The following is a 19,563-nucleotide window of genomic DNA, read 5'->3' as shown; positions in this document are numbered from 1 at the left end:
GGGGACTTCGGCTCCTCGCCGTAGCCGTACCCGTAGCCGTGCCCGGTGGGCTCCGGGGTCTCGGCGGGCTCGTCGCCGTATCCGTAGCCGTAGCCGGGTCCGGCGGGCTCGGTGGGCTTGTCGCCGTAGCCGTGGCCCTCGTCCGACGGCTCGTCCGAGCCGTAGCCGTATCCGCCCGGCTCCTCCTTGCCGTAGCCCGCCTCACCGGCCGGCTCATCGGCGCCGTAGCTTCCGCCGGACGGCTCGTCGGTCCCGTAGGAGGCGGTGCCCTGACCGGAGGCGGCGGGCTCCGGGGCAGCACCCGGGAGTTCCAGCTCGTCGATCCTCTTGTCCACACCGTCGAGCTGCTCGTCCATGGCGCCGAGTTTGTCGTCCAGCTGGTTCAGCCCGTCCGGGTCCGACGCTTTCGCGTGGCCCGGCAGCACGACGGCGGATTTCACCACGGTGCCCTGTGCAAGCGGGGCCGCGGACGCGCCGGTGCCGTACAGGGACAGGGCGCTCGTCGCGGCGGCGGCCACGATCAATCCCCTGGTCAGAGCCTGTCGCATTCTCGTTGTCTTTCTTTCGCACGGAATCGGACGGAAAGGGAGGCCGACGTCGGTCATCGACACGAATTCGTCGCTCGCCGGAATTCGAGAGGTCGTGGCGGGAGAAGTGACGCGCAGCCGCGAACTCGCCACGACCGGCAGACTATGAACGAGTTGTGAAGGCCCCCGGAAACCGGGACGCGGGCGCGGCCGGGGAATTCACCCGTTCGACCCGCCACCGCCGGCTTCCGAGGGCCGGGCCCCTGACCTGGGGCGCTCGGGCGGAGCGGCGCCCGGGACCGGAGGGGCGGCGGGTAAACTCCGTGCACGTGACTTCTGCGCTCGCCAAGCCCCGCATCCCGAACGTCCTCGCCGGACGCTACGCCTCCACCGAGCTCGCCACGCTCTGGTCCCCCGAGCAGAAGGTGAAGCTCGAGCGTCAGCTCTGGCTCGCCGTGCTGCGGGCCCAGAAGGACCTCGGCATCGAGGTGCCGGACGAGGCGCTCGCCGACTACGAGCGTGTCCTCGACACCGTTGTCCTCGCGTCGATCGCCGAGCGCGAGAAGGTCACCCGGCACGACGTGAAGGCGCGGATCGAGGAGTTCAACGCCCTCGCCGGGCACGAGCACGTGCACAAGGGCATGACCTCCCGCGATCTCACGGAGAACGTGGAGCAGCTCCAGATCCGTCTGTCGCTGGAGCTGATGCGCGACCGTACGGTGGCCGTGCTGGCCCGTCTCGGCAAGCTGGCCGGCGAGTACGCCGAGCTGGTCATGGCCGGCCGCTCGCACAACGTCGCCGCCCAGGCCACCACCCTCGGCAAGCGCTTCGCGACCGCCGCGGACGAGCTGCTCGTGGCGTACGGCCGCGTCGAGGAGCTGCTGGGCCGCTACCCGCTGCGCGGCATCAAGGGCCCGGTGGGCACGGCGCAGGACATGCTCGACCTGCTCGGCGGGGACCCGGTGAAGCTCGCCGAGCTCGAGGACCGGATCGCCGCGCACCTGGGCTTCTCCCAGGCGTTCACGTCGGTCGGGCAGGTCTACCCGCGCTCGCTGGACTACGAGGTCGTCACCGCGCTGGTGCAGCTCGCCGGGGCGCCGTCCTCGCTGGCCAAGACGATCCGTCTGATGGCCGGGCACGAGCTGGTGACCGAGGGCTTCAAGCCGGGTCAGGTCGGCTCCTCCGCGATGCCGCACAAGATGAACACCCGCTCCTGCGAGCGCGTCAACGGCCTCATGGTGATCCTGCGCGGCTACGCCTCGATGACCGGCGAGCTGGCGGGCGACCAGTGGAACGAGGGCGACGTGTCCTGCTCCGTGGTGCGCCGGGTCGCACTGCCGGACGCGTTCTTCGCGCTGGACGGCCTGCTGGAGACGTTCCTGACGGTCCTCGACGAGTTCGGCGCCTTCCCGGCCGTCGTCGCCCGCGAACTGGACCGCTACCTGCCGTTCCTGGCCACCACCAAGGTGCTGATGGGCGCGGTGCGCGCCGGTGTGGGCCGTGAGGTCGCGCACGAGGCGATCAAGGAGAACGCCGTCGCCTCCGCGCTCGCCATGCGGGAGCGGGGCGCCGAGCGCAACGAACTGCTCGACAAGCTGGCCGCCGACGAGCGCATCCCGCTGGACCGGGCGGCGCTGGACGCGCTGATGGCCGACAAGCTGTCCTTCACGGGCGCCGCCGCCGCGCAGGTCGGTGTGGTCGTCAGCCGCATCGAGGAGATCGTCAAGCAGCGCCCGGAGGCCGCCGGCTACACGCCCGGCGCGATCCTCTGACCCCGCCGCACGGCATGCCGCCCCGCTTCACCCCCGCGCAGCTGGAGGCCGCCCGCGACCGCCTCGTCCCGGACGTGGTCGCGGACGGTCTGCGCGTGCTGTTCTGCGGTATCAACCCCGGTCTGATGACGGCCGCGACGGGCCATCACTTCGCCCGCCCGGGCAACCGCTTCTGGCCGGTGCTGCATCTGTCCGGCTTCACCCCGCGGCTGCTGAAGCCGTCGGAGCAGGACGAGTTGCCGTCGTACGGGCTCGGCATCACGAACGTCGTCGCGCGGGCGTCCGCCCGGGCGGACGAGCTGAGCGCCGAGGAGTACCGCGAGGGCGGGCGGCTGCTGGCCGCCAAGGTGGAGCGGCTGCGGCCGCGCTGGCTGGCCGTCGTCGGGGTGACCGCCTACCGGGCGGCGTTCGACGACCGCAAGGCCCAGGTGGGTCCGCAGGACCGGGTGATCGGGCGGACGCGGCTGTGGGTGCTGCCCAACCCGAGCGGGCTGAACGCGCACTGGACGGCGGCGACGATGGCGGAGGAGTTCGCGCGGCTGCGGGTGGCCGCGGCGGACTGACCCGTCAGGGCGGGTCCGTGTCGGTCACCATCAGCAGCAGCTCGGGGGCCGCCTCCGGGTCCCGGTCGGCGACGGCGAGGCTGATCCAGCGTCCGCTGCCCGGTGCCCGCCAGGCCCGCAGGTCGTCGGCGCGCGTGCCGAGCTCGGCCCAGGGCTCGGGTATCTCCTCGCCCCGGGCCCCGCGCTCCAGCAGCGTGACGCTCCCCCAGCGCGACCCCTCCCCCCAGCGCTCCTCGAACCGCTCTGTGAGCGCGGCCTCGTGGGCGTACAGGTCGGCGGCCGTGCCGCCGGTGGCGGCCCCCAGCACCACCAGGAAGTAGCCGGGACCGCCCAGGGTGGGGGCCGTCCCGTCGTGCCGGGCCGGGAACTCCCGGGCGCACAACGAGTCGGTCAGGGCCAGGTCCTTCACGACGTCCATGGGGTGCAGTATCGCCGCCGCCACTGACAATTGGCGTGGCGTCAGGTGTCCCTGCGCCGCACGCACCACGCTCCGGCGGCGAGCGCGGCGACCGTCCACAGCGCGGTCACCGCGAGCCCGGACCACGGTCCGAGGGAGCCGTCGTACGTCCGGTGGAGAACGGTCTGCCCCGCCTTGTCGGGGAGGAAGTCGGCGACGGTGCCCACCGAGTCGCCGACGACGAACGACACCACCAGGATGAACGGCACCAGGACGGACAGTGCGGCAACCCCGCTGCGCAGCACGGCGGTCAGGCCCGCCGCGAACAGGGCCATGAGCATGAGGTAGACGGCGCATCCGAGGATCGCGCGCGCCTGTTCGGAGCCGGTGAGGCCGTCCGCCGCGCCGCCTCGCGCGCGGGCCGCGCCGAGCGCCGCCACGGCCGTGACGAGCCCGGTGAGCAGCACCGGTACGGCGACGGCGGTGGCCTTCGCGGCGAACCAGAGTCCGCGGCGCGGTACCGCGGCCAGCGACAGCCGCAGGGCACCCCCGTCGTACTCCGCCGCCATGGCGAGGGCGCCGAAGGAGACGGCGGCGATCTGTCCGGGCAGGACCCCGGACAGCGCCGTGAAGAGCGGGTCGGACTGCGGGTCGTCGGCCCCGTCGGCGCCCGCGAGCGCGGAGAACGCCGTGGTCACGGCGAACAGCGCGAGGAGCGCTGCCGGAAGGGACCGCAGGGTGCGGATCTTGAGCCACTCCGAGTGGAGTACGGGCGCATGCGTCATCGTGAGACCTCCTGCGGCTGTGCGGTGAACTCGGTCGCCTGCGAGGTCAGATCGAGGTACGCCTGCTCCAGCGTCCCCTCCTCGGCGACGAGTTCGAGGATCGGGACGCCGGCCTGCGAGGCGAGGCGCCCGACGGCGTCCACGCGCGCGTGCCGCACCGTCCAGTGCCCGTCCTCGTGCCGGACGGCGTCGAGGCCGTGCCGGGCGAGCAGCGCCTCCAGCGCCTCGGCGTCGCTGGTGCGGACGCGGACGCGTGGCTCCACGCGCGCGCTGATGAAGTCCCGCATCGGGGTGTCGGCCAGCAGCCGGCCACGGCCCAGGACCACCAGGTGGTCGGCGAACGTCGCCGTCTCGCCCATCAGATGGCTGGAGACGAGGACCGTGCGGCCCTCACCCGCGAGACGGCGCAGCAGTTCACGGATCCAGATGATGCCCTCCGGGTCGAGGCCGTTGGACGGCTCGTCGAGCAGCACGACCTCGGGGTCGCCGAGGAGCGCCGCCGCGATGCCGAGCCGCTGGCGCATGCCCAGGGAGTACGTCCGCACCCGGTGCCGCGCGACCGAGGTGAGCCCTGTCCGCGCCAGCACCTCGTCGACCCGGGTGGCCGGGATGCGGTTGCTCGCGGCAAGGACGCGCAGGTGGTCGCGGCCGGTGCGGGAGCCGTGCGCCGCCCCGGCGTCGAGCAGGGCGCCGACCGTGCGCAGGGGGTCCTCGAGGGTGGCGTACGCGCGGCCGCCGACGGTGGCGGTGCCGGAGGTGGGCCGGTCGAGGCCGAGCACGAGACGCAGGGTGGTGGACTTCCCGGCGCCGTTGGGGCCGAGGAAGCCGGTGACGCGGCCGGGGCGGACGGTGAACGTGAGGTCGTCCACGGCTCGTCTGCGCCCGTACTCCTTGGTGAGCGCCTGGACTTCGATGCTGGTCATGGCCTCAGCCTGGCCTCCGCGGGTGCGCCGGGTCCTCCCCCGCGGGTGGAGATCGCCTCCCCCGTGCGGGGGAGGTCCGTTGTCGGTGGCGGCTGGCACGATGGCGCCATGGTCGGTCTGCTGTGCCCGTTCGGCCGGGCGGTGACGTACACACGGCTGCTGCATCTGTTCGTGGCGGTCGTGTGGCCCGCCGTGCTGCAGTTCGTGACCGACGCGTGGTGGATCTGGGCGGTGGCCGCCGCCGCGCTGGTGCCCGCCGGGCTGGTGCCGGCGATGCGCACGGTGGAGGGACTGCAGGCCCGGCTGTTGCTGACGGGACACCCTCACGACCGGGGCGGGGATGGGGATGGGGGTGGGGACGGCATCGTCGTCACGCCTTCGTCGACCTGGGAGGACCGTGGGCGGCTCGTGCTGTGGCTGGAGGCCCGGCTGCTGCTTGGCTGTGTCACCGGCCTCCTGGTCGCCCAACTGCTCTACGCCGCGGTGGATCTGGTGGCCTCCGCGGCGGGTGACCGGCCCGGTGGCGGGGCCGTAGGCCTGCTCGGTCCGCCCCAGGCCTGGCACATCGCGCTCGTGCCCGTGCTGCTCGCGGCGCTGGCGGCGGCTGTCTGGAGCTCGGGCACGCTGATCACGGCCCTGGCCGTACGGCTGCTCGGGCCCTCGCCTGCCGAGCGTCTCGCGGCTCTGGAGGAGCGTACCGAGCAGCTTCTGGAGCGGACCCGTATCGCCCGGGAGCTGCACGACTCGATCGGGCACGCGCTGACGGTGGCCGTCCTCCAGGCCGGGGCGGCCCGCGCGGCGGACGATCCGGCGTTCACCCGGCGGGCGTTGGACGCCATCGAGGAGACGGGCCGGGCCGCGCTGGAGGACCTGGAGCGCGTCCTCGGTGTCCTGCGGGACTCCGCGAAGCCCGCAGGTTCCCGGCCGACCTTGACGGACGCGGACCGTCTCCTTGAGTCGGCGCGGGCGTCCGGCGCCGAGGTGGACGCCGATCTGACGGGCCCTCTGGAGGGCGTTCCGGGGCCGGTCTCGCGGGAGGGCTACCGCATCCTCCAGGAGTCGCTGACCAATGTGCTGCGGCACGCGGGGCCCGTCCCGGCCCGGGTCCGGGTCAGCGTCGAGGGAGCCACCCTCCGTCTCGACGTGCGCAACCCGCTGCCCGCGGACCCGCCGGATCCGGCAAGAGGCAGCGGCCTGCGGGGCATACGCGAGCGCGCCGCCCTGCTGGGTGGCAGCGCGAGCGCCGGACCCGTCGGGGACGACTGGCAGGTGCACGTCGAGCTGCCGGTGAGGTGATCTAGTCTGACCGGATGCCGGTCACCGTGCTCCTCGTCGACGACGAACCCCTCGTACGCGCGGGGCTGCGGGCCGTGCTCGAGGCGCAGGACGACATCGAGGTGGTCGGCGAGGCCGCCGACGGGGCGGCGGTCATCCCGCTGGTGCGCGAGCTGCGACCGGACGTCGTCGCGATGGACGTGAGGATGCCGCTGCTGGACGGCATCGAGGCAACGCGCGCGGTGCTGCGCACGGTCGCCGAGCCGCCGAAGATCGTCGTGATCACCACGTTCGAGAACGACGAGTACGTCTACGAGGCGCTGCGTGCCGGAGCCGACGGCTTCCTGCTGAAGCGGGCCCGGCCGGCCGAGATCGTGCACGCCGTACGGCTGGTCGCCGCGGGCGAGTCGCTGCTGTTCCCGGCCTCGGTGCGGCAGCTGGCCGCGCGCTACGGGGACGGCGGCGGCAATCGCGCGGCGCGGGCGGCGCTGGAGCGGGCCCGGCTGACCGAGCGGGAGGCGGAGGTCCTGCGGCTGATGACACGGGGCCTGTCGAACGCCGAGATCGCCGCACGGCTCGTCGTGGGCACGGAGACGGTGAAGTCGCATGTGAGCGCCGTACTGGCGAAGCTGGGGGCGCGCGACCGGACGCAGGCGGTGATCACGGCGTACGAGTCGGGGTTCGTCGCGCCGGGGTGAGGGGGCCGGGGCGAGGGGCGTCCCGCGTTCCCTGTGGCGTACGGCACTCGCAGGGGTGGGCGGCCGACGAGTAGCATCCGCCCAACACGCGCACGAGCTGGGAGGACGGACCTTTGGGGCAGCTGACCGGTGGGGATCCCTCGCTGCTGCGAAGGATCAACTCCGCGGTGGTGCTGCACGCGTTGCGTGCCACGGATGCCGCCACGCTGACGGAGATCACCCGGGTGACGGGGCTGTCCCGGCCCACCGTCGAGGGGGTCGTCGAGGGGCTCATCGAGGCGGGGCTCGTCGTCGAGAAGGCGGCCGACGACAGTGTCGCCCGCCGGCAGGGGCGGCCCGCGCGGCGGTTCCGGTTCCGTGCCGAGGCGGGTCATCTGCTCGGCCTGGACATCGGCGCGCACCGGGTCGCCGCCCTCCTCGCCGACCTGGACGGCCGCGTCATGGGCGCCACCACCAAGGACGTCGACGAGGCGGCCGGGGCCGACGAGCGGCTGGACAAGGTGCGGACGGCGGTCGTGGAGCTGCTGCGCCGGGCGGGGGTCGCGCGCGGGTCGCTGCGGGCCGTGGGCGTGGCGACGCCCGGCATCGTGGAGGCCGACGGCACCGTACGGCTGGGCGCCGCGCTGCCCGGCTGGACCGGGCTGCGGCTGGGCGAGCGGCTGAGCCGGTCGTTCAAGTGCCCGGTGCTGGTGGAGAACGACGCCAACGCGGCGGCGGTCGCCGAGCACTGGAAGGGGTCGGCGACCGAGTCAGACGACGTGGTGTTCGTGCTGGCGGGGCTGAGTCCGGGCGCCGGTTCGCTGATCGGCGGGAAGCTGCACCGCGGGTTCGGCGGCGCGGCCGGGGAGATCGGCGCGCTGCACATGCTGGGGCGGGAGGCGACGCCGGAGACGCTGCTGTCGACCACGGACGAGCCGTTGCGCCCGCTCGACGAGCGGGCGGTGGCGGCGGTCTTCGCCCAGGCGCGTGAGGGTGACGAGCGCGCTCTGGAGGCCGTGGAGCGGTTCATCCAGCGTCTCGTCCACGATGTGGCCGCCCTGGTCCTCGCCCTGGATCCGGAGCTGGTCGTGGTGGGTGGCTGGGCGGCGGGGCTTGACGGTGTCCTGGAGCCGCTGCGGCGGGAATTGTCCCGCTACTGTCTGCGCCCCCCGAACGTCGCGCTGTCCCTCCTCGGTGAGGCCGCCGTGGCGACGGGCGCGCTGCGGCTCGCCCTCGACCATGTGGAGGAGCAGTTGTTCGCGGTGGAGGGGACGGTCACGGGCCGCCGCTGAGCGCGCGGCCGCCGGGAGGCGACGGCTGGGCGGCTCAGCGGGCGACGGCGCGCTCTCGTCCGGTGCTCAGGAGGCCCGGCGTTCCGGGTCCTGGTGGATCTCCACGCCCCCGGTGTCGCCGAAGGTCAGCCGGCAGGTGTCGGCCCGGTAGGTGGCGACGGAGAGCGCGGCGGTCCGGCCGTGCGCGAGGTAGCGGGTCGTGACGACGAGCACGGGCGCGCCGGTGAGCCGGTCCAGTTCCCTGGCCTCGTCGGCACGGGCCGAGCCGAGCTCGACGGCGCTCTCCTGGCCCTCCAGCTCCAGGCGCTGCAGCTCGCGCAGCACCGCACGCGCGCGTGCCGCACCCGACGGGGCGTCGATGGCGGAGAGGTCCGGCACCGACGACTGCGGCACGTAGAGCAGTTCGGCGGCGACCGGCTGGCCGTGGGTCACCCGGGAGCGGCGGACGATGTGCACGGGGTCCTCGGCGCCGGTGACCAGCGCGTCGGCGACCGTGGCGGGCGGCACCGCGAGGGCGCTGTCCGTGGCCTGCCAGCCGTCCTCGCCGGCCCCCGGCCAGGCGTGCTGCTCGGTGCCCACGGCCACGCCCACGCGCGGCGGGGCGACGGTCGTGCCGACACCGCGGCGGCGCTGCAGCCTGCCTTCGAGTTCGAGCTGTTCCAGTGCCTGGCGGAGCGTGGCCCGGGCGACGCCGAAACGTGCGGCCAGGTCGCGTTCGTTGGGCAGGATCTCGCCCACCGAGAACTCCGATTCCAGTGCCTCGCTGAGCACGGTCCTCAGATGCCAGTACTTCGGTTCCGGCACCGTTTCCAGTTGCGTGGTCCCCACCCTGTCCTCCGCAATCACCGTGGCCCGGCGGCGTTTCAGCGCCTTGTTTATTAAAGGTTGTTGCACTTGTCAGCGACCATAGGACGGCCCTCACCCTTGGTCAATACCAATCACCCGGGCCGCTCACGGGCTGTGAGCGCGCCTTCACACGGCTGCCCACGGCCTGTCAGACGTCGGCGAGCACCTTGAGTTTGTCGGGATTGCGGATGACGTAGACCGCCTGGATCCGCCCGTCCCGGACGTCCACCTGGAAGACGCTGTCGGGCGCGCCGGCGGTCCGGATGAGCAGGGCGGGGCCGCCGTTGACCTCCAGGAAGTGGAACGTGGCGTCGGCGAGGCCCTTCTGTGCGACGCCGGCGAGGAAACGGCCGACGTGGTCGGCGCTCTCCAGGACCCGCAGCGGGGCCTTGGCCTTGCCTCCGCTGTCGCCGATGAGCCGGACGTCCGGTGCGAGCAGCGACATCAGTTGCTCCAGGTCGCCGCCGGCCGCCGCGGCGAGGAACCGTTCGGTCAGGTCGCGGCGCTGGACGGGGTCGACCTCGTAGCGGGGCCGCCGTTCGTCGACGTGCCGGCGGGCGCGCCCGGCGAGCTGGCGTACCGCCGCCTCGCCCCGGTCGAGCAGGGCGGCGATCTCGGCGTAGGGGTAGCCGAAGGCCTCGCGCAGGACGAACACCGCCCGCTCCAGTGGCGACAGGGACTCCAGGACGATCAGGACGGCGACGGAGACGGAGTCGGCGAGGACGGCCCGCTCCGCGGTGTCCGGGACCCGGTCGCCGAAGTCGGTGACGTACGGCTCGGGCAGCCAGGGGCCGACATAGGTCTCACCGCGCGCCTTGACCTGGCGCAGCCGGTCGATGGCCAGCCGGGTGGTGACGCGCACCAGGTAGGCGCGCGGCTCGCGCACCTCGGACCGGTCGGCCCGGGACCAGCGCAGCCAGGCCTCCTGGACCACGTCCTCGGCGTCGGCGACCCGGCCGAGCATGCGGTAGGCGACCCCGAGGAGGACGGGGCGGTGTTCTTCGAAGACATCGGTTCCGGCGTCGGTGGTCACGGCTCCATCCCAGCCGACGGGGTGGGACGTGTCCAGGCGATATGGGCGGGCGGGCACGTGATGTCCGTCCCGATCGCGGGGGCCTGAAGGGGGCGGAGCATGCGGACGGATGACGTCCGGACGGGGTGGTCCACGCTGGGGTCTACCCGTCGGTAGCAATTGCTGACAAGCTGTCTACGGCCGTCCGTCGGCGTGTCCAGCCGGGTTCAGAGTAGGAGCACCGTCATGTCCGCCACCGTCTCCTTCCAGGTCGCGTCGCCCGCCGGGCCGCGCGACGTGACCGTCGACTACGCGCGCATGGGCCGCGGCGAACCGCTGCTCCTGCTGCACGGCATCGGTCACCACCGGCAGGTCTGGGACCCGGTGCTCGACATCCTGGCGACCGAACGGGACGTCATCACGGTGGACCTGCCCGGCTTCGGGACCTCCCCCGGCCTGCCGGACGGGCTCGCCTACGACCTGGCCACGACGACGGCCGTGTTCGGCGCGTTCTGCGAGGCACTGGAGCTGGACCGGCCGCATGTGGTGGGCAACTCGCTGGGCGGCCTGATCGCGCTGGAGCTCGGCCGCGGGAAGCTCGCCCGGTCCGTCACGGCCCTGTCCCCCGCAGGTTTCTGGTCCCCGGCCGAGCGGCGCTACGCGTTCGGCGTGCTCCTCGCCATGCGGCACATCTCCCGGCGGATGCCGCTGCCGGTGGTCGAGCGGCTGTCCCGGTCGGCGGCCGGCCGTACGGCCCTGACCAGCACGATCTATGCCCGTCCGGGCCGCCGTTCACCCGAGGCCGTGGTCGCCGAGACGCTCGCGCTGGCCGGGGCCACGGGCTTCGACCAGACGCTGCGGTCCGGCCGGGCCGTCCAGTTCCTGGACGACATCCCCGACGTCCCGGTGACCGTGGCCTGGGGCAGCCGGGACCGGCTGCTCATCCCCCGTCAGGGCGTGCGCGCCAAGCGGGTCATCCCCAAGGCGCGGCTCGTCCGGCTGCCCGGCTGCGGTCACTGCCCGATGAACGACGACCCGGCCCTGGTCGCGCGCGTCATCCTCGACGGCAGCCGCTGACCGGCGCCGCGGCCGCAGCGCACCGGAGCCCAGGGCGACCCCGGCGCCGACCAGGGCGCTGCCGACGGCCTGGACGGCACCGTACGAGCCCGTCCCGGCCAGTGGGGCGGTGCAGGCGGCGGCCACCGGGATGAGCCCCGAGAAGAGCGTGGCCCGCTCGGCGCCGATCCGCTGCATGCCCATGTACCAGCACACGAAGCCGACGACGGTGACGATCGCCGCCTGCCACAGCAGCGCGGCGGTCTCGGTCGCGTCGGGCCGGGGCAGCCACGCGGTGCCGTCCACGAGCAGCCCGGCCACCGCGGCCTGGACCGCCGCGACCCCGCAGACCGTCGCGGACAGCAGCCGTGGGCCGAGCGGCCGCAGGACGGGCACGGCGAGGACCGCGAAGCCCACCTCGCCGACCAGCGCGCACACCGAGAAGGCGAGACCGGCGGCGTCCGTACGGCCCCAGCCCTGCACCGTGAACGCGCCGACCGCGACGAGCGCCGCGCCAAACAGGACGGCTCGTTGCGGGCGGCGGCCGGCCAGAAGGGGAACGAGGACGGCCACGACCACCGGGGCGCAGCCGACGAACACGCCGGGCACGGCGGGCTCCGCGGTGCGTTCGGCGGCCAGGACGGCCAGGTTGAAACCGACCATGCCGACGGCGGCGAGCACTGCGAGGCGCGTCCACTGACGGGCCGTGAGGGCCCGCAGCCGGGCAGTGGCGCCGCGGCCGGTGAGCGGGACCAGCAGCAGGCAGGCGAGCGCGTAGCGCAGGAACTGGCCGCCGGCGTACGGGTAGTCGCCGAGCAGGCTGTTGGCGGTGAAGGATCCTCCGACGAGGACACAGGCGAGCGCGGCGAGCAGGGCGCCGCGCGTGGTGGTGGCGTTCATGGCAGTGACGCTAGGAACGGCGGCGGCCCGGTTTAAGGTCCACTTCCATGACGTCATCGGGGACCAATTCCGCACGGCCCTCCTCTGCGTCCGGCGCGGACGGCTCGCCGGGTCAGGGGCACTCGCCCGCCTGGGAGGTGCTGCTGCCCGCCGTCGAGGCGCCCGCACGCGCGCGTGGACGGTCGCTGCGGGAGGCGCTGCGCGAGGCGGTGCGGTCGGGGCGGCTGGCGCCGGGCACCCGGCTGCCGTCGAGCCGCGATCTCGCCGCCGACCTCGGGGTGTCGCGCGGGCTGATCACCGAGGCGTACGAGCAGTTGACGGCGGAGGGGTATCTGCGCAGCGGCCGGGGCGCCGGGACCTGGGTGGGCGGTGCCGCGCGGGCCGCGCCGCCCCGCGCGCGTGACCACGCGCCGCGCCCCGCCGGCGAGCTGGCCGACTTCGTGCCCGGCACCCCGGACGTCTCGCTGTTCCCACGGGCCTCCTGGGCGGCGGCGCAGCGCTCCGTACTGGCCGAACTCCCCCACCAGGAACTGGGCTACCCGGATCCGCGCGGGCTGCCCCGGCTGCGCACAGCGCTGGCCGCGCTCCTGGCGCGGCGCCGGGGCGTGGTCGCCGACCCCGAGCGGATCGTGGTGCTGTCCGGGGTGTCACAGGCCATGGCGGTGCTCGGCTCCGTGCTGCACGCGCGCGGGATCCGCGAGGTCGGCGTCGAGGACCCGGGGAGCCCGCAGCACGCCGGCCTGTACGCCGCCGCCGGGGTGCGGGCCGTGCCGCTGCCGCTGGACGACGAGGGGCCGGCCCTGGGGCCGTTGCGGGAGTCGGGGGTGCGGTGCCTGGTCACGACACCCGCGCACCAGTTCCCGACGGGCATCGCCTGTTCGGCCCGGCGCCGCGCCGAATTGCTCGACTGGGCGCGGGAGGTGGACGGGTTCGTGCTGGAGGACGACTACGACGGCGACTTCCGGTACGACCGGGCGCCGGTGGGCGCGCTCCAGGGGCTCGACCCGGAACGGGTCGCCTACAGCGGCTCGGTCAGCAAGTCCCTCGCGCCCGGACTGCGGCTCGGCTGGCTGCTGGTGCCGGAGGCGCTGGCCGAGGAGGTCGTCGAGCGCAAGCGGACCATGGATCTCGGTCATCCCACGCTCGACCAGGCGGTGTTCGCGCGGTTCGTGGAGCGCGGCGACTACGACCGGCAACTGCGCCGCTGCCAGCGCGCGTACCGGGAGCGCCGCGACACGCTCGTCACGGCACTCGGCACGCACTTCCCGGGCTCCCGGGTCACCGGGATCGCCGCCGGCCTGCACGTCATCGCCGCCCTGCCGGCGCGGTACGGCCCCGAGGAACGGTTCCTCGCGCGCGCGGCGGCGGCCGGGGTGGCCGTACGCCCTCTGACCCACTACACGCACGCGCGTGCCGGGGACGACGGGGAGGAGCCGGGGGTGCGGCTGGTGCTGGGGTACGCGCATCTGCCGCCCGGGCGGATACGGGCGGGGGTTGAGCTGATGACGGGGGCGGCGGGAGCGGGCGGGCTCGGCCGGTGATCCTCCTCGGGTGCGGCCGGAACCGTGCGGCGCCTGGGCCGTTCGGCCGACGCCCGGTTCCCTCCCGGCGGGACCGGTTGTTCACTTGTGGTTTCCGTGAATGCCCAGGCGCACCAGTAGTTGTGGCTCTGCACACCGGCCGGATCACGTCCCTGGAGGCTTGCCATGTCCCTTCCGCTCCCGGACCGCCGCGGCGTTCTGCGCGGCTCGCTGGCCGCGTCGGCGGCCCTCACCCTGCCCATGGCCCTCGGCTCCGCTCCGGCCTTCGCCCGGTCGGGGCGGCCGAAGGCGGGCTGGGGTGTGCAGACGGGCGACGTGACGACGGACTCGGGACTGGTGTGGGTGCGCTCGGACCGCCCGGCCCGGATGATCGTCGAGACGTCGGCGACCGAGTCGTTCCGCAGGACACACAGATGGCACGGCCCGCTGCTGGGGCCCGGCACCGACTTCACCGGGACGACGCGGCTGCACGGCCTGCCCGCCGGGGAGCAGATCCACTACCGGGTGCTGCTCGCCGACCCGGACGATCCGCGCCGCACCGGGGAGCCGGTCGCCGGCACGTTCCGCACGGCGTCCGCCCGGCGCCGGGACGGGGTGCGTTTCCTGTGGTCCGGCGATCTGGCCGGGCAGGGCTGGGGCATCAACCCGGACTTCGGCGGCTACCGCATCTACGACGCGATGGCCCGGCTGGACCCCGACTTCTTCCTGTGCAGCGGCGACAACATCTACGCCGACGGCCCGATCGAATCCTCGGTCACCCTGCCTGACGGCAGCGTCTGGCGGAACGTCACCACCGAGGAGAAGTCCAAGGTCGCGGAGACCCTGGCCGAGTTCCGCGGCGCCTTCCGGTACAACCTGCTCGACGCGAACCTCAGGCGGTTCAACGCCCAGGTGCCGTCCATCGTCCAGTGGGACGACCACGAGGTGCTGAACAACTGGTACCCGGGGGAGATCCTCACCGACGCCCGCTACACGGAGAAGAACGTCGACGTCCTGGCCGCACGGGCCTGGCGGGCGTTCTCGGAGTACTTCCCCGTGTCGACGCTGCGCCGCCCGTCGGGCCGCGTCCACCGGGTCGTCCACCACGGCCCGCTGCTCGACGTGTTCGTGCTCGACATGCGCTCCTACCGCAACGCCAACTCCCCCGGCACCCAGCCCACCGATCCGCAGGGCATCCTCGGCGCCGAGCAACTGGCCTGGCTCAAGCGGGAGCTGTCGCGTTCGCGGGCGGTGTGGAAGGTGATCGCCTCGGACATGCCGCTGGGCCTGGTGGTGCCGGACACCGGGGACGGCAGGCCGGACGTCGAGGCGGTGGCGCAGGGCGATCCGGGCGCCCCGCTGGGACGGGAACTGCAGATCGCCGAGCTGCTGCGGTTCGTCAAGCACCGGCGGATCACGGGCACGGTGTGGCTGACCGCCGACGTGCACCACACCTCCGCGCAGCACTACCGGCCGGAGCGGGCGGCTTTCAACGACTTCGAGCCGTTCTGGGAGTTCGTCTCGGGACCGCTCAACGCGGGTGCGTTCCCGGCGACCCGGCTCGACGGCACCTTCGGCCCGGAGCGGGTCTTCCTCAAGGCCCCGACGGTGTCCAACGTCTCCCCCGCCGACGGCTACCAGTTCTTCGGCGAGGTCGAGATCGACGGCGGCAGCGGCGAGCTGACGGTGCGCCTGCGTGAGGCGGACGGCACCGTGCTGTTCACCAAGGTCCTGCAGCCGGGCCGCGTCGGTCAGTGACTCCTCTACCCTGGGAGGCGTGCCGCGCACCGCCGGATGCCGCAACACCGGTGATCCAGCGGTGTTTTCGCAGATCGGGGCCCGTTGTCAGTGGTGGCCTCTACGGTTTTTCCCATGACGCGATCACTCCAGGCCGTGGCCTATCGGCGATCCTCCGCGCTGCGGTCCGCGGCGGACGGACAGCACTTGGGACTCGAGACGTCCCGGGGCGCGACGCCCTCGGGCGTCGAGGACCATCCGCGGTTCTTCACGGGATTTCTGACGTCTCCCCAGGTGACGTCGGCCGGTCTGCTCGCGGTGGCGGATGTGGCGGCGACCCGGTACTACCAGCGGCAGGCGCCCACCTCCCTGGACCCGGTGGTGACGGGCAACGGCGACCGGCTGCGCTTCGAGTCCTTCTCCGGCTGCTGCGGGGTGTACGCGCGTCTGGACGTCCTGGAGCCGGGCCTCGACCGCGGCGAGGTGGGGCACGGCACGACGAACGTCGACGTCAACAACCCGCTCCGGGAGGCGCTGTCCCGGATCGGCGCGGACGATCCGCTGCATCTGCGCGTGGGCCCGGACGAGCTGGCGGTGACGACCGTGGACGGCCCGGTCGTGGAGAAGAAGGTGCCCCTGCCGGACCGCTGGCTGCGCGGCTTCGCGGAGGCCCAGGTCATCGCGGCCGGCTTCGACCTGCGGGCGGAGCTGTCGGCGTCCGAGGCGGTGCGGTTCCTGCGCTCGCTGCCGCGTGACGGTGCGCGGGGCGCCTCGGTCGGGGCGCGCTGGGTGGTGCCCTCCGGGAGGGGCCTGCGGCCGACCACTCGTGCGGTGCCGGGCGCGGTGTGCCTGCCCGGCCCGGAGCGGCTGGCCGCGCTCCAGCGGGTCCTGCGGCACGCCACCGCCCTGCGGGTGTACGGCCCCGCGCTCACGGGCGGTTCGGCCGGCACGGCGAGCGCGTGGGAGGCCGTGCTGCCGGGGATGCGGCTGACGTTGACCCTGTCGCCGGACGCCGCGCGCGGCTTCTCAGGCGAGGGAGGCGTCCTCGACGCGCTCGCCACCGACGAGGCCGCCGAGGACGCGGAGCTGGTCGCGGTGCTGCTGGCCTGGGAGCCCCGGATCGACGTCGCCGACCTGGCGGCATCCTCGGGACTGACACCCGAGCGGGTCCGGGCGGCCCTGGTCCGTCTCGGCACCTCCGGGCGGGTCGGCTACGACACTGCGGAGGCGGCCTACTTCCACCGGGAGCTGCCGTACGACGCGGAGCGCGCCGAGCGTCACAATCCGAGGCTGCGGGCGGCAAGGGCCCTGGTGGCGGCCGGCGCGGTCACCCTCCAGGGCGGCATCGGCACGGTGACGGCCGAGGACGGGCATGTGCACCGGGTGCGGGACGAGTCGGGGGTGCTGAGCTGCAGTTGCCTCTGGTGGGCCAAGTACCGGGGTGGACGGGGACCGTGCAAGCACGCGCTCGCGGTCCGGATGGTGCGGCGGGGCGCCGCCGCCGTCGAGCGTGACGGGGTCGTGGCCGGCGGGGGTGCGCGATGAGTGCGCTGGTCGAAGCGGTACGGGCGGGTCGCTCGGCGGAGGTGGTCAGCCTCCTCGACGGGATGACGGACGCCGAACGACGGGCGGAGTTCCCTCAATTGCGGGCGCTGCGCAAGGAGCTGCGGGCCGACCCCTGGACCGCCGAGGCACGCCGGGTCTATCCGGCGCTGCACGCGGCGGGCACCGCCTGCCAGACCGGGGCGGCCGGGGTGGCCGCCTGGATCGCGGCGTCCGACATGCGCTGGTGGTCCGCCTCCCCGGGGGTGCTGATCGATCTGCTCGGCGACCGTTCCCCGGCGTGGCTCGCCGATGTGGCGCACCGCCTGGCCGCGCGTCCGGCCTCCTCCCGGGTGCCGTACGAGCTGATGGCGGGTCTGGTGCGGCTGTCCGGGTGCCCGGTGCCGACGACCGAGGCGTATGTGCACGGCTGGGTGGAGCACATCGGCCACGTCTGGCAGCGCGGGGACACGATCCTGGAGCGGCTGCGGACGGACCCCCATCTGACGGCGCTGGTGGCCGCGCTGTTCGAGACGGCCGACGTCGGGGGCCGGCTGGCCTGGGCGTCGAGCGAGGGGGAGGACGGCTGGAGCGGAGCGCTGGCCCGGCTCACCGTCGAGGGCGCGCTGGCCCGGAGGGCGACGGTCGACGCGTGCGTGGCCCGGTTGCTGCGCGGCGGTCCGGCCTCCGACCACCGGATGTTCCTGCGGGTGCTCCAGGCGTTCGAGCTGACCCGTGACGAGGAGCGCGAGCGCGTCGCCGACTGGCTGGCGCTGGCGTCGGACGGGCCGTCCCCGGTGGCCGCGCACGCGCAGTCGGTGCTGGCGGCGCTGGCCCTGGACGGCGAGCTGCCCGCACGCCGGCTGGCGGAGATGTCGGGTGCCGTCCTGTTCCGCACCGAGAAGAAGATCGTCCGTGCTCAACTGATCCTGCTCGGCAAGGTACTGGCCCGGGACGCTTCCACCGCCGACGAGCTGCTGCCCGCCGTCGCCCAGGCGTTCGGGCACGAGGACTCGGAGGCGCAGGAGCGCGCCCTGAAGCTGGTCGAGCGGCACCATCGCGCCCTCGGCACGGACGCGGTCCGCGACGAACTGCGCTCGGCGGCGGAGCAGTTGATCCCGGCGCTGCGCAAGCGGGCGGCGGACGCCCTCGGGGGCGACCTCGACGCGCCGGATGCGCACGCCTACGAGGAGGTCCTGCCGCCGGCGCCGCAGCCGGTTCGGCTGGCCCCGGCGCCCGCGTCGGTCACGGAACTCGCCGAGGAGATCGGGGCTCTGCTCGCGGCCGACGCTGACGTGGCGACGTTCGAGCGGGCCCTCGACGGGCTGGTGCGCGAGACGCACCGGGACCGCGAAGGGCTGTTGGAGGCGCTGGCACCCGTGCTGGCGCGCCGCTGGTGGTACGGGGCCGATGCGCGGTCCCATCCGGTGGAGACGTCCTTCACCCACCCCCATGGACTGGCCGTGCCGTCACAGGCCCTGGAGCTGCTCCTGGCCACCCTGGCGGGAGCGGTCCCCACCGCGTCCCTCCACCACGCCCTCGTGCACGGGACGGTGAGCGCGGGGTGCGTCCACGCCCCGCTCGCCCGGGCTTTCGAGACCCGCGTCTGGGAGCTGGCCCACCGCGTCCGCACCGAACCCCTCCCGTTCCTGCTGTCGACGCCGACCTGGAGCACGGGGCTGCTGGAGCCGGACGACCTGGTGACACGTCTCGACGCCTACCGGGGCCTCGGGGCACGGGTGTCGGAGACCGACTTCGCCCTGGCGCTGCTGCGGGTCCGGCGCGGCGACCGGGCACGGGCCGCCGCTGCGGCGGAGCGGGCGGCCGCGCTGGGCACGGCGGAGGGGAAGCGGCTGGCGGATTGGCTGGCCTCCGCCCCGCCGACACCGACCTGCCGGCGCCGGACGGAGGAGGACCGTGTCCTCGTCGAGGCGGACGGGATACCCGAGTTGGGGGACGGCCTCCCGGACGCGTTCGGCTCCCTGGGCGAACCGGTGAGCGGTGCGCCGGCGCGCTGGGCCTGCCCCCACTGGCACGAGGGCATACGCCCGCACTGGCTCGCCCTGCTCCCCGAGGCACGCGAGCTGGTGGCGGCCCGGATGCTGGGCGACATCGCCTCCACGGCGGTCCACGACAGCCGGGGGGAGGCGGCGATCCTGCCACTGATCGCCGAGTCGGGCGGGGAGGCCGGTGAGGCCGTGCGACTCGGTGTGGCCCATGGGCTCGGCGCACGGCACCCGGAGGACCGTCTCGCCGCCGTCGACGCGATGCTGGTGCTGGCGTCACGCGGGCAGCTGGACACGGCCGGGCTGGGCACGGACCTGGGTGAGCTGGCCCGGCGCGGGGCGGTCAAGCCGTCACGGCTCGTCGAATCGCTGCGTACGGCGGTGTCCACGGGGGCGTACGGCACCGTCTGGGAGACGTTGCGGCACACGCTGCCGGTGGTGCTGGCGGACGTGGCGACCGGCGCGGCGGCTGCTCCGGCGCGGGGGCTCGCGGATCTGCTGGCCGTGGCCGCCGAGTGCGCCGAGCGAACGGGGGCACGGGGCGAGGTGCCGCATCTGGCGGATCTGGCGGACCGTCGTGGATCGTCCCGGCTGACCGGCCAGGCGCGGCGGCTGCGCACGGCCCTGACGCCGGGGGCGGCCGCCTGAAGTCCCACCGAGGGGATAGGTACTTGACAACACAATAGTAGAAATAGAGACAAAGCGGGTCTTTACCGCCCGGTCACAAAACGTT

15 protein-coding genes and 2 pseudogenes are annotated in these 19,563 nt (G+C 74.1%); 10 read left to right on the top strand and 7 right to left on the bottom strand.

Features of this window, described 5'->3' with window-relative positions:
- Positions 1 to 548: pseudogene (locus KBY32_RS32095) on the bottom strand (hypothetical protein); the annotation flags it as partial.
- A gap of 308 nt (positions 549 to 856) precedes the next feature.
- Here KBY32_RS32095 and purB point away from each other — a divergent pair.
- Together purB and mug are read left to right on the top strand one after the other, a co-directional pair.
- Entirely contained in the window at positions 857 to 2,299 is a 1,443-nt protein-coding gene (purB, locus tag KBY32_RS32090; RefSeq protein WP_210982553.1) for an adenylosuccinate lyase, read from the top strand.
- Positions 2,300 to 2,313: 14 nt separating this feature from the next.
- A complete protein-coding gene (mug, locus tag KBY32_RS32085) occupies positions 2,314 to 2,862 on the top strand; it encodes a G/U mismatch-specific DNA glycosylase (protein WP_210982552.1) in 549 nt (182 codons plus the stop codon).
- Between the two features lie 4 nt (positions 2,863 to 2,866).
- Here the strand turns inward: mug and KBY32_RS32080 are convergent, their stop codons facing one another.
- From KBY32_RS32080 to KBY32_RS32070, 3 genes are read right to left on the bottom strand one after another with little or no spacing between them, the layout of a single operon-like run.
- Positions 2,867 to 3,280, bottom strand: a complete 414-nt coding sequence (locus KBY32_RS32080; protein ID WP_210982551.1) for a hypothetical protein — start codon at positions 3,278 to 3,280, stop codon at positions 2,867 to 2,869.
- A gap of 41 nt (positions 3,281 to 3,321) precedes the next feature.
- On the bottom strand, positions 3,322 to 4,044 hold the full coding sequence (locus KBY32_RS32075; protein WP_210982550.1) for an ABC transporter permease: 723 nt from the start codon (positions 4,042 to 4,044) through the stop codon (positions 3,322 to 3,324).
- A complete protein-coding gene (locus KBY32_RS32070; RefSeq protein WP_210982549.1) occupies positions 4,041 to 4,967 on the bottom strand; it encodes an ATP-binding cassette domain-containing protein in 927 nt (308 codons plus the stop codon). The genes KBY32_RS32075 and KBY32_RS32070 overlap by 4 nt, the downstream gene beginning before the upstream one ends.
- 108 nt (positions 4,968 to 5,075) lie before the next feature.
- On the opposite strand from KBY32_RS32070, the gene KBY32_RS32065 reads away from it, so the two are divergent.
- The 3 genes from KBY32_RS32065 to KBY32_RS32055 all read left to right on the top strand — a co-directional run bounded on the left by KBY32_RS32065 (position 5,076) and on the right by KBY32_RS32055 (position 8,211).
- Complete coding sequence (locus KBY32_RS32065; RefSeq protein WP_210982548.1) at positions 5,076 to 6,263, top strand: sensor histidine kinase; 1,188 nt, start codon at positions 5,076 to 5,078, stop codon at positions 6,261 to 6,263.
- 14 nt (positions 6,264 to 6,277) lie between these two features.
- Positions 6,278 to 6,940, top strand: a complete 663-nt coding sequence (locus tag KBY32_RS32060) for a response regulator transcription factor (protein ID WP_210982547.1) — start codon at positions 6,278 to 6,280, stop codon at positions 6,938 to 6,940.
- A 113-nt stretch (positions 6,941 to 7,053) separates the two neighbouring features.
- The gene (locus KBY32_RS32055) at positions 7,054 to 8,211 is read left to right on the top strand and encodes an ROK family transcriptional regulator (protein WP_055622382.1); all 1,158 of its coding nucleotides are present in this window, start codon (positions 7,054 to 7,056) and stop codon (positions 8,209 to 8,211) included.
- A gap of 66 nt (positions 8,212 to 8,277) precedes the next feature.
- On the opposite strand, the gene KBY32_RS32050 is transcribed toward KBY32_RS32055, so the two are convergent.
- Positions 8,278 to 9,039: a GntR family transcriptional regulator gene (locus tag KBY32_RS32050; RefSeq protein ID WP_055622383.1), complete on the bottom strand. Its 762-nt coding sequence runs from the start codon at positions 9,037 to 9,039 to the stop codon at positions 8,278 to 8,280.
- A gap of 166 nt (positions 9,040 to 9,205) precedes the next feature.
- A complete protein-coding gene (locus KBY32_RS32045; RefSeq protein WP_210982546.1) occupies positions 9,206 to 10,090 on the bottom strand; it encodes an RNA polymerase sigma-70 factor in 885 nt (294 codons plus the stop codon).
- A 225-nt stretch (positions 10,091 to 10,315) separates the two neighbouring features.
- Between KBY32_RS32045 and KBY32_RS32040 the strand changes: the two genes are divergently transcribed.
- Positions 10,316 to 11,146 carry an alpha/beta fold hydrolase gene (locus tag KBY32_RS32040; protein ID WP_210982545.1) on the top strand — a complete coding sequence of 277 codons (831 nt, stop codon included), beginning with the start codon at positions 10,316 to 10,318 and terminating at the stop codon, positions 11,144 to 11,146.
- 90 nt (positions 11,147 to 11,236) lie between these two features.
- On the opposite strand, the pseudogene KBY32_RS32035 reads toward KBY32_RS32040, so the two are convergent.
- Positions 11,237 to 12,025, bottom strand: a pseudogene (locus KBY32_RS32035) (DMT family transporter); the annotation flags it as partial.
- A gap of 47 nt (positions 12,026 to 12,072) precedes the next feature.
- Between KBY32_RS32035 and KBY32_RS32030 the strand changes: the two are divergent.
- The 4 genes from KBY32_RS32030 (at position 12,073) to KBY32_RS32015 (ending at position 19,478) form a co-directional block, all read left to right on the top strand.
- Positions 12,073 to 13,566: a PLP-dependent aminotransferase family protein gene (locus KBY32_RS32030; RefSeq protein WP_210982544.1), complete on the top strand. Its 1,494-nt coding sequence runs from the start codon at positions 12,073 to 12,075 to the stop codon at positions 13,564 to 13,566.
- Positions 13,567 to 13,731: 165 nt separating this feature from the next.
- Complete coding sequence (locus tag KBY32_RS32025) at positions 13,732 to 15,303, top strand: alkaline phosphatase (RefSeq protein ID WP_210982543.1); 1,572 nt, start codon at positions 13,732 to 13,734, stop codon at positions 15,301 to 15,303.
- Positions 15,304 to 15,417: 114 nt separating this feature from the next.
- Positions 15,418 to 16,827 (top strand): SWIM zinc finger family protein, encoded by a 1,410-nt coding sequence (locus tag KBY32_RS32020; RefSeq protein ID WP_210982542.1) that lies wholly within the window; start codon positions 15,418 to 15,420, stop codon positions 16,825 to 16,827.
- Positions 16,824 to 19,478 carry a DUF6493 family protein gene (locus KBY32_RS32015; RefSeq protein WP_210982541.1) on the top strand — a complete coding sequence of 885 codons (2,655 nt, stop codon included), beginning with the start codon at positions 16,824 to 16,826 and terminating at the stop codon, positions 19,476 to 19,478. Before KBY32_RS32020 ends, KBY32_RS32015 begins: the two co-directional genes overlap by 4 nt.
- Positions 19,479 to 19,563: the final 85 nt, after the last annotated feature.

This window comes from Streptomyces sp. RK62 (assembly GCF_018070255.1).
Taxonomy (GTDB): domain Bacteria; phylum Actinomycetota; class Actinomycetes; order Streptomycetales; family Streptomycetaceae; genus Streptomyces; species Streptomyces nigra.
This window is presented reverse-complemented; position numbering and strand designations above follow the sequence as displayed.

Excerpts from the sequence above, each read along its gene's own strand:
- KBY32_RS32065 (WP_210982548.1), top strand. The coding sequence starts at position 5,076 with ATGGTCGGTCTGCTGTGCCCGTTCGGCCGGGCGGTGACGTACACACGG.
- KBY32_RS32075 (WP_210982550.1), bottom strand. The coding sequence starts at position 4,044 with ATGACGCATGCGCCCGTACTCCACTCGGAGTGGCTCAAGATCCGCACC.
- KBY32_RS32040 (WP_210982545.1), top strand. The coding sequence starts at position 10,316 with ATGTCCGCCACCGTCTCCTTCCAGGTCGCGTCGCCCGCCGGGCCGCGC.
- KBY32_RS32025 (WP_210982543.1), top strand. The coding sequence starts at position 13,732 with ATGTCCCTTCCGCTCCCGGACCGCCGCGGCGTTCTGCGCGGCTCGCTG.
- KBY32_RS32070 (WP_210982549.1), bottom strand. The coding sequence starts at position 4,967 with ATGACCAGCATCGAAGTCCAGGCGCTCACCAAGGAGTACGGGCGCAGA.
- KBY32_RS32015 (WP_210982541.1), top strand. The coding sequence starts at position 16,824 with ATGAGTGCGCTGGTCGAAGCGGTACGGGCGGGTCGCTCGGCGGAGGTG.
- KBY32_RS32030 (WP_210982544.1), top strand. The coding sequence starts at position 12,073 with ATGACGTCATCGGGGACCAATTCCGCACGGCCCTCCTCTGCGTCCGGC.
- KBY32_RS32020 (WP_210982542.1), top strand. The coding sequence starts at position 15,418 with ATGACGCGATCACTCCAGGCCGTGGCCTATCGGCGATCCTCCGCGCTG.
- KBY32_RS32080 (WP_210982551.1), bottom strand. The coding sequence starts at position 3,280 with ATGGACGTCGTGAAGGACCTGGCCCTGACCGACTCGTTGTGCGCCCGG.
- KBY32_RS32060 (WP_210982547.1), top strand. The coding sequence starts at position 6,278 with ATGCCGGTCACCGTGCTCCTCGTCGACGACGAACCCCTCGTACGCGCG.
- mug (WP_210982552.1), top strand. The coding sequence starts at position 2,314 with ATGCCGCCCCGCTTCACCCCCGCGCAGCTGGAGGCCGCCCGCGACCGC.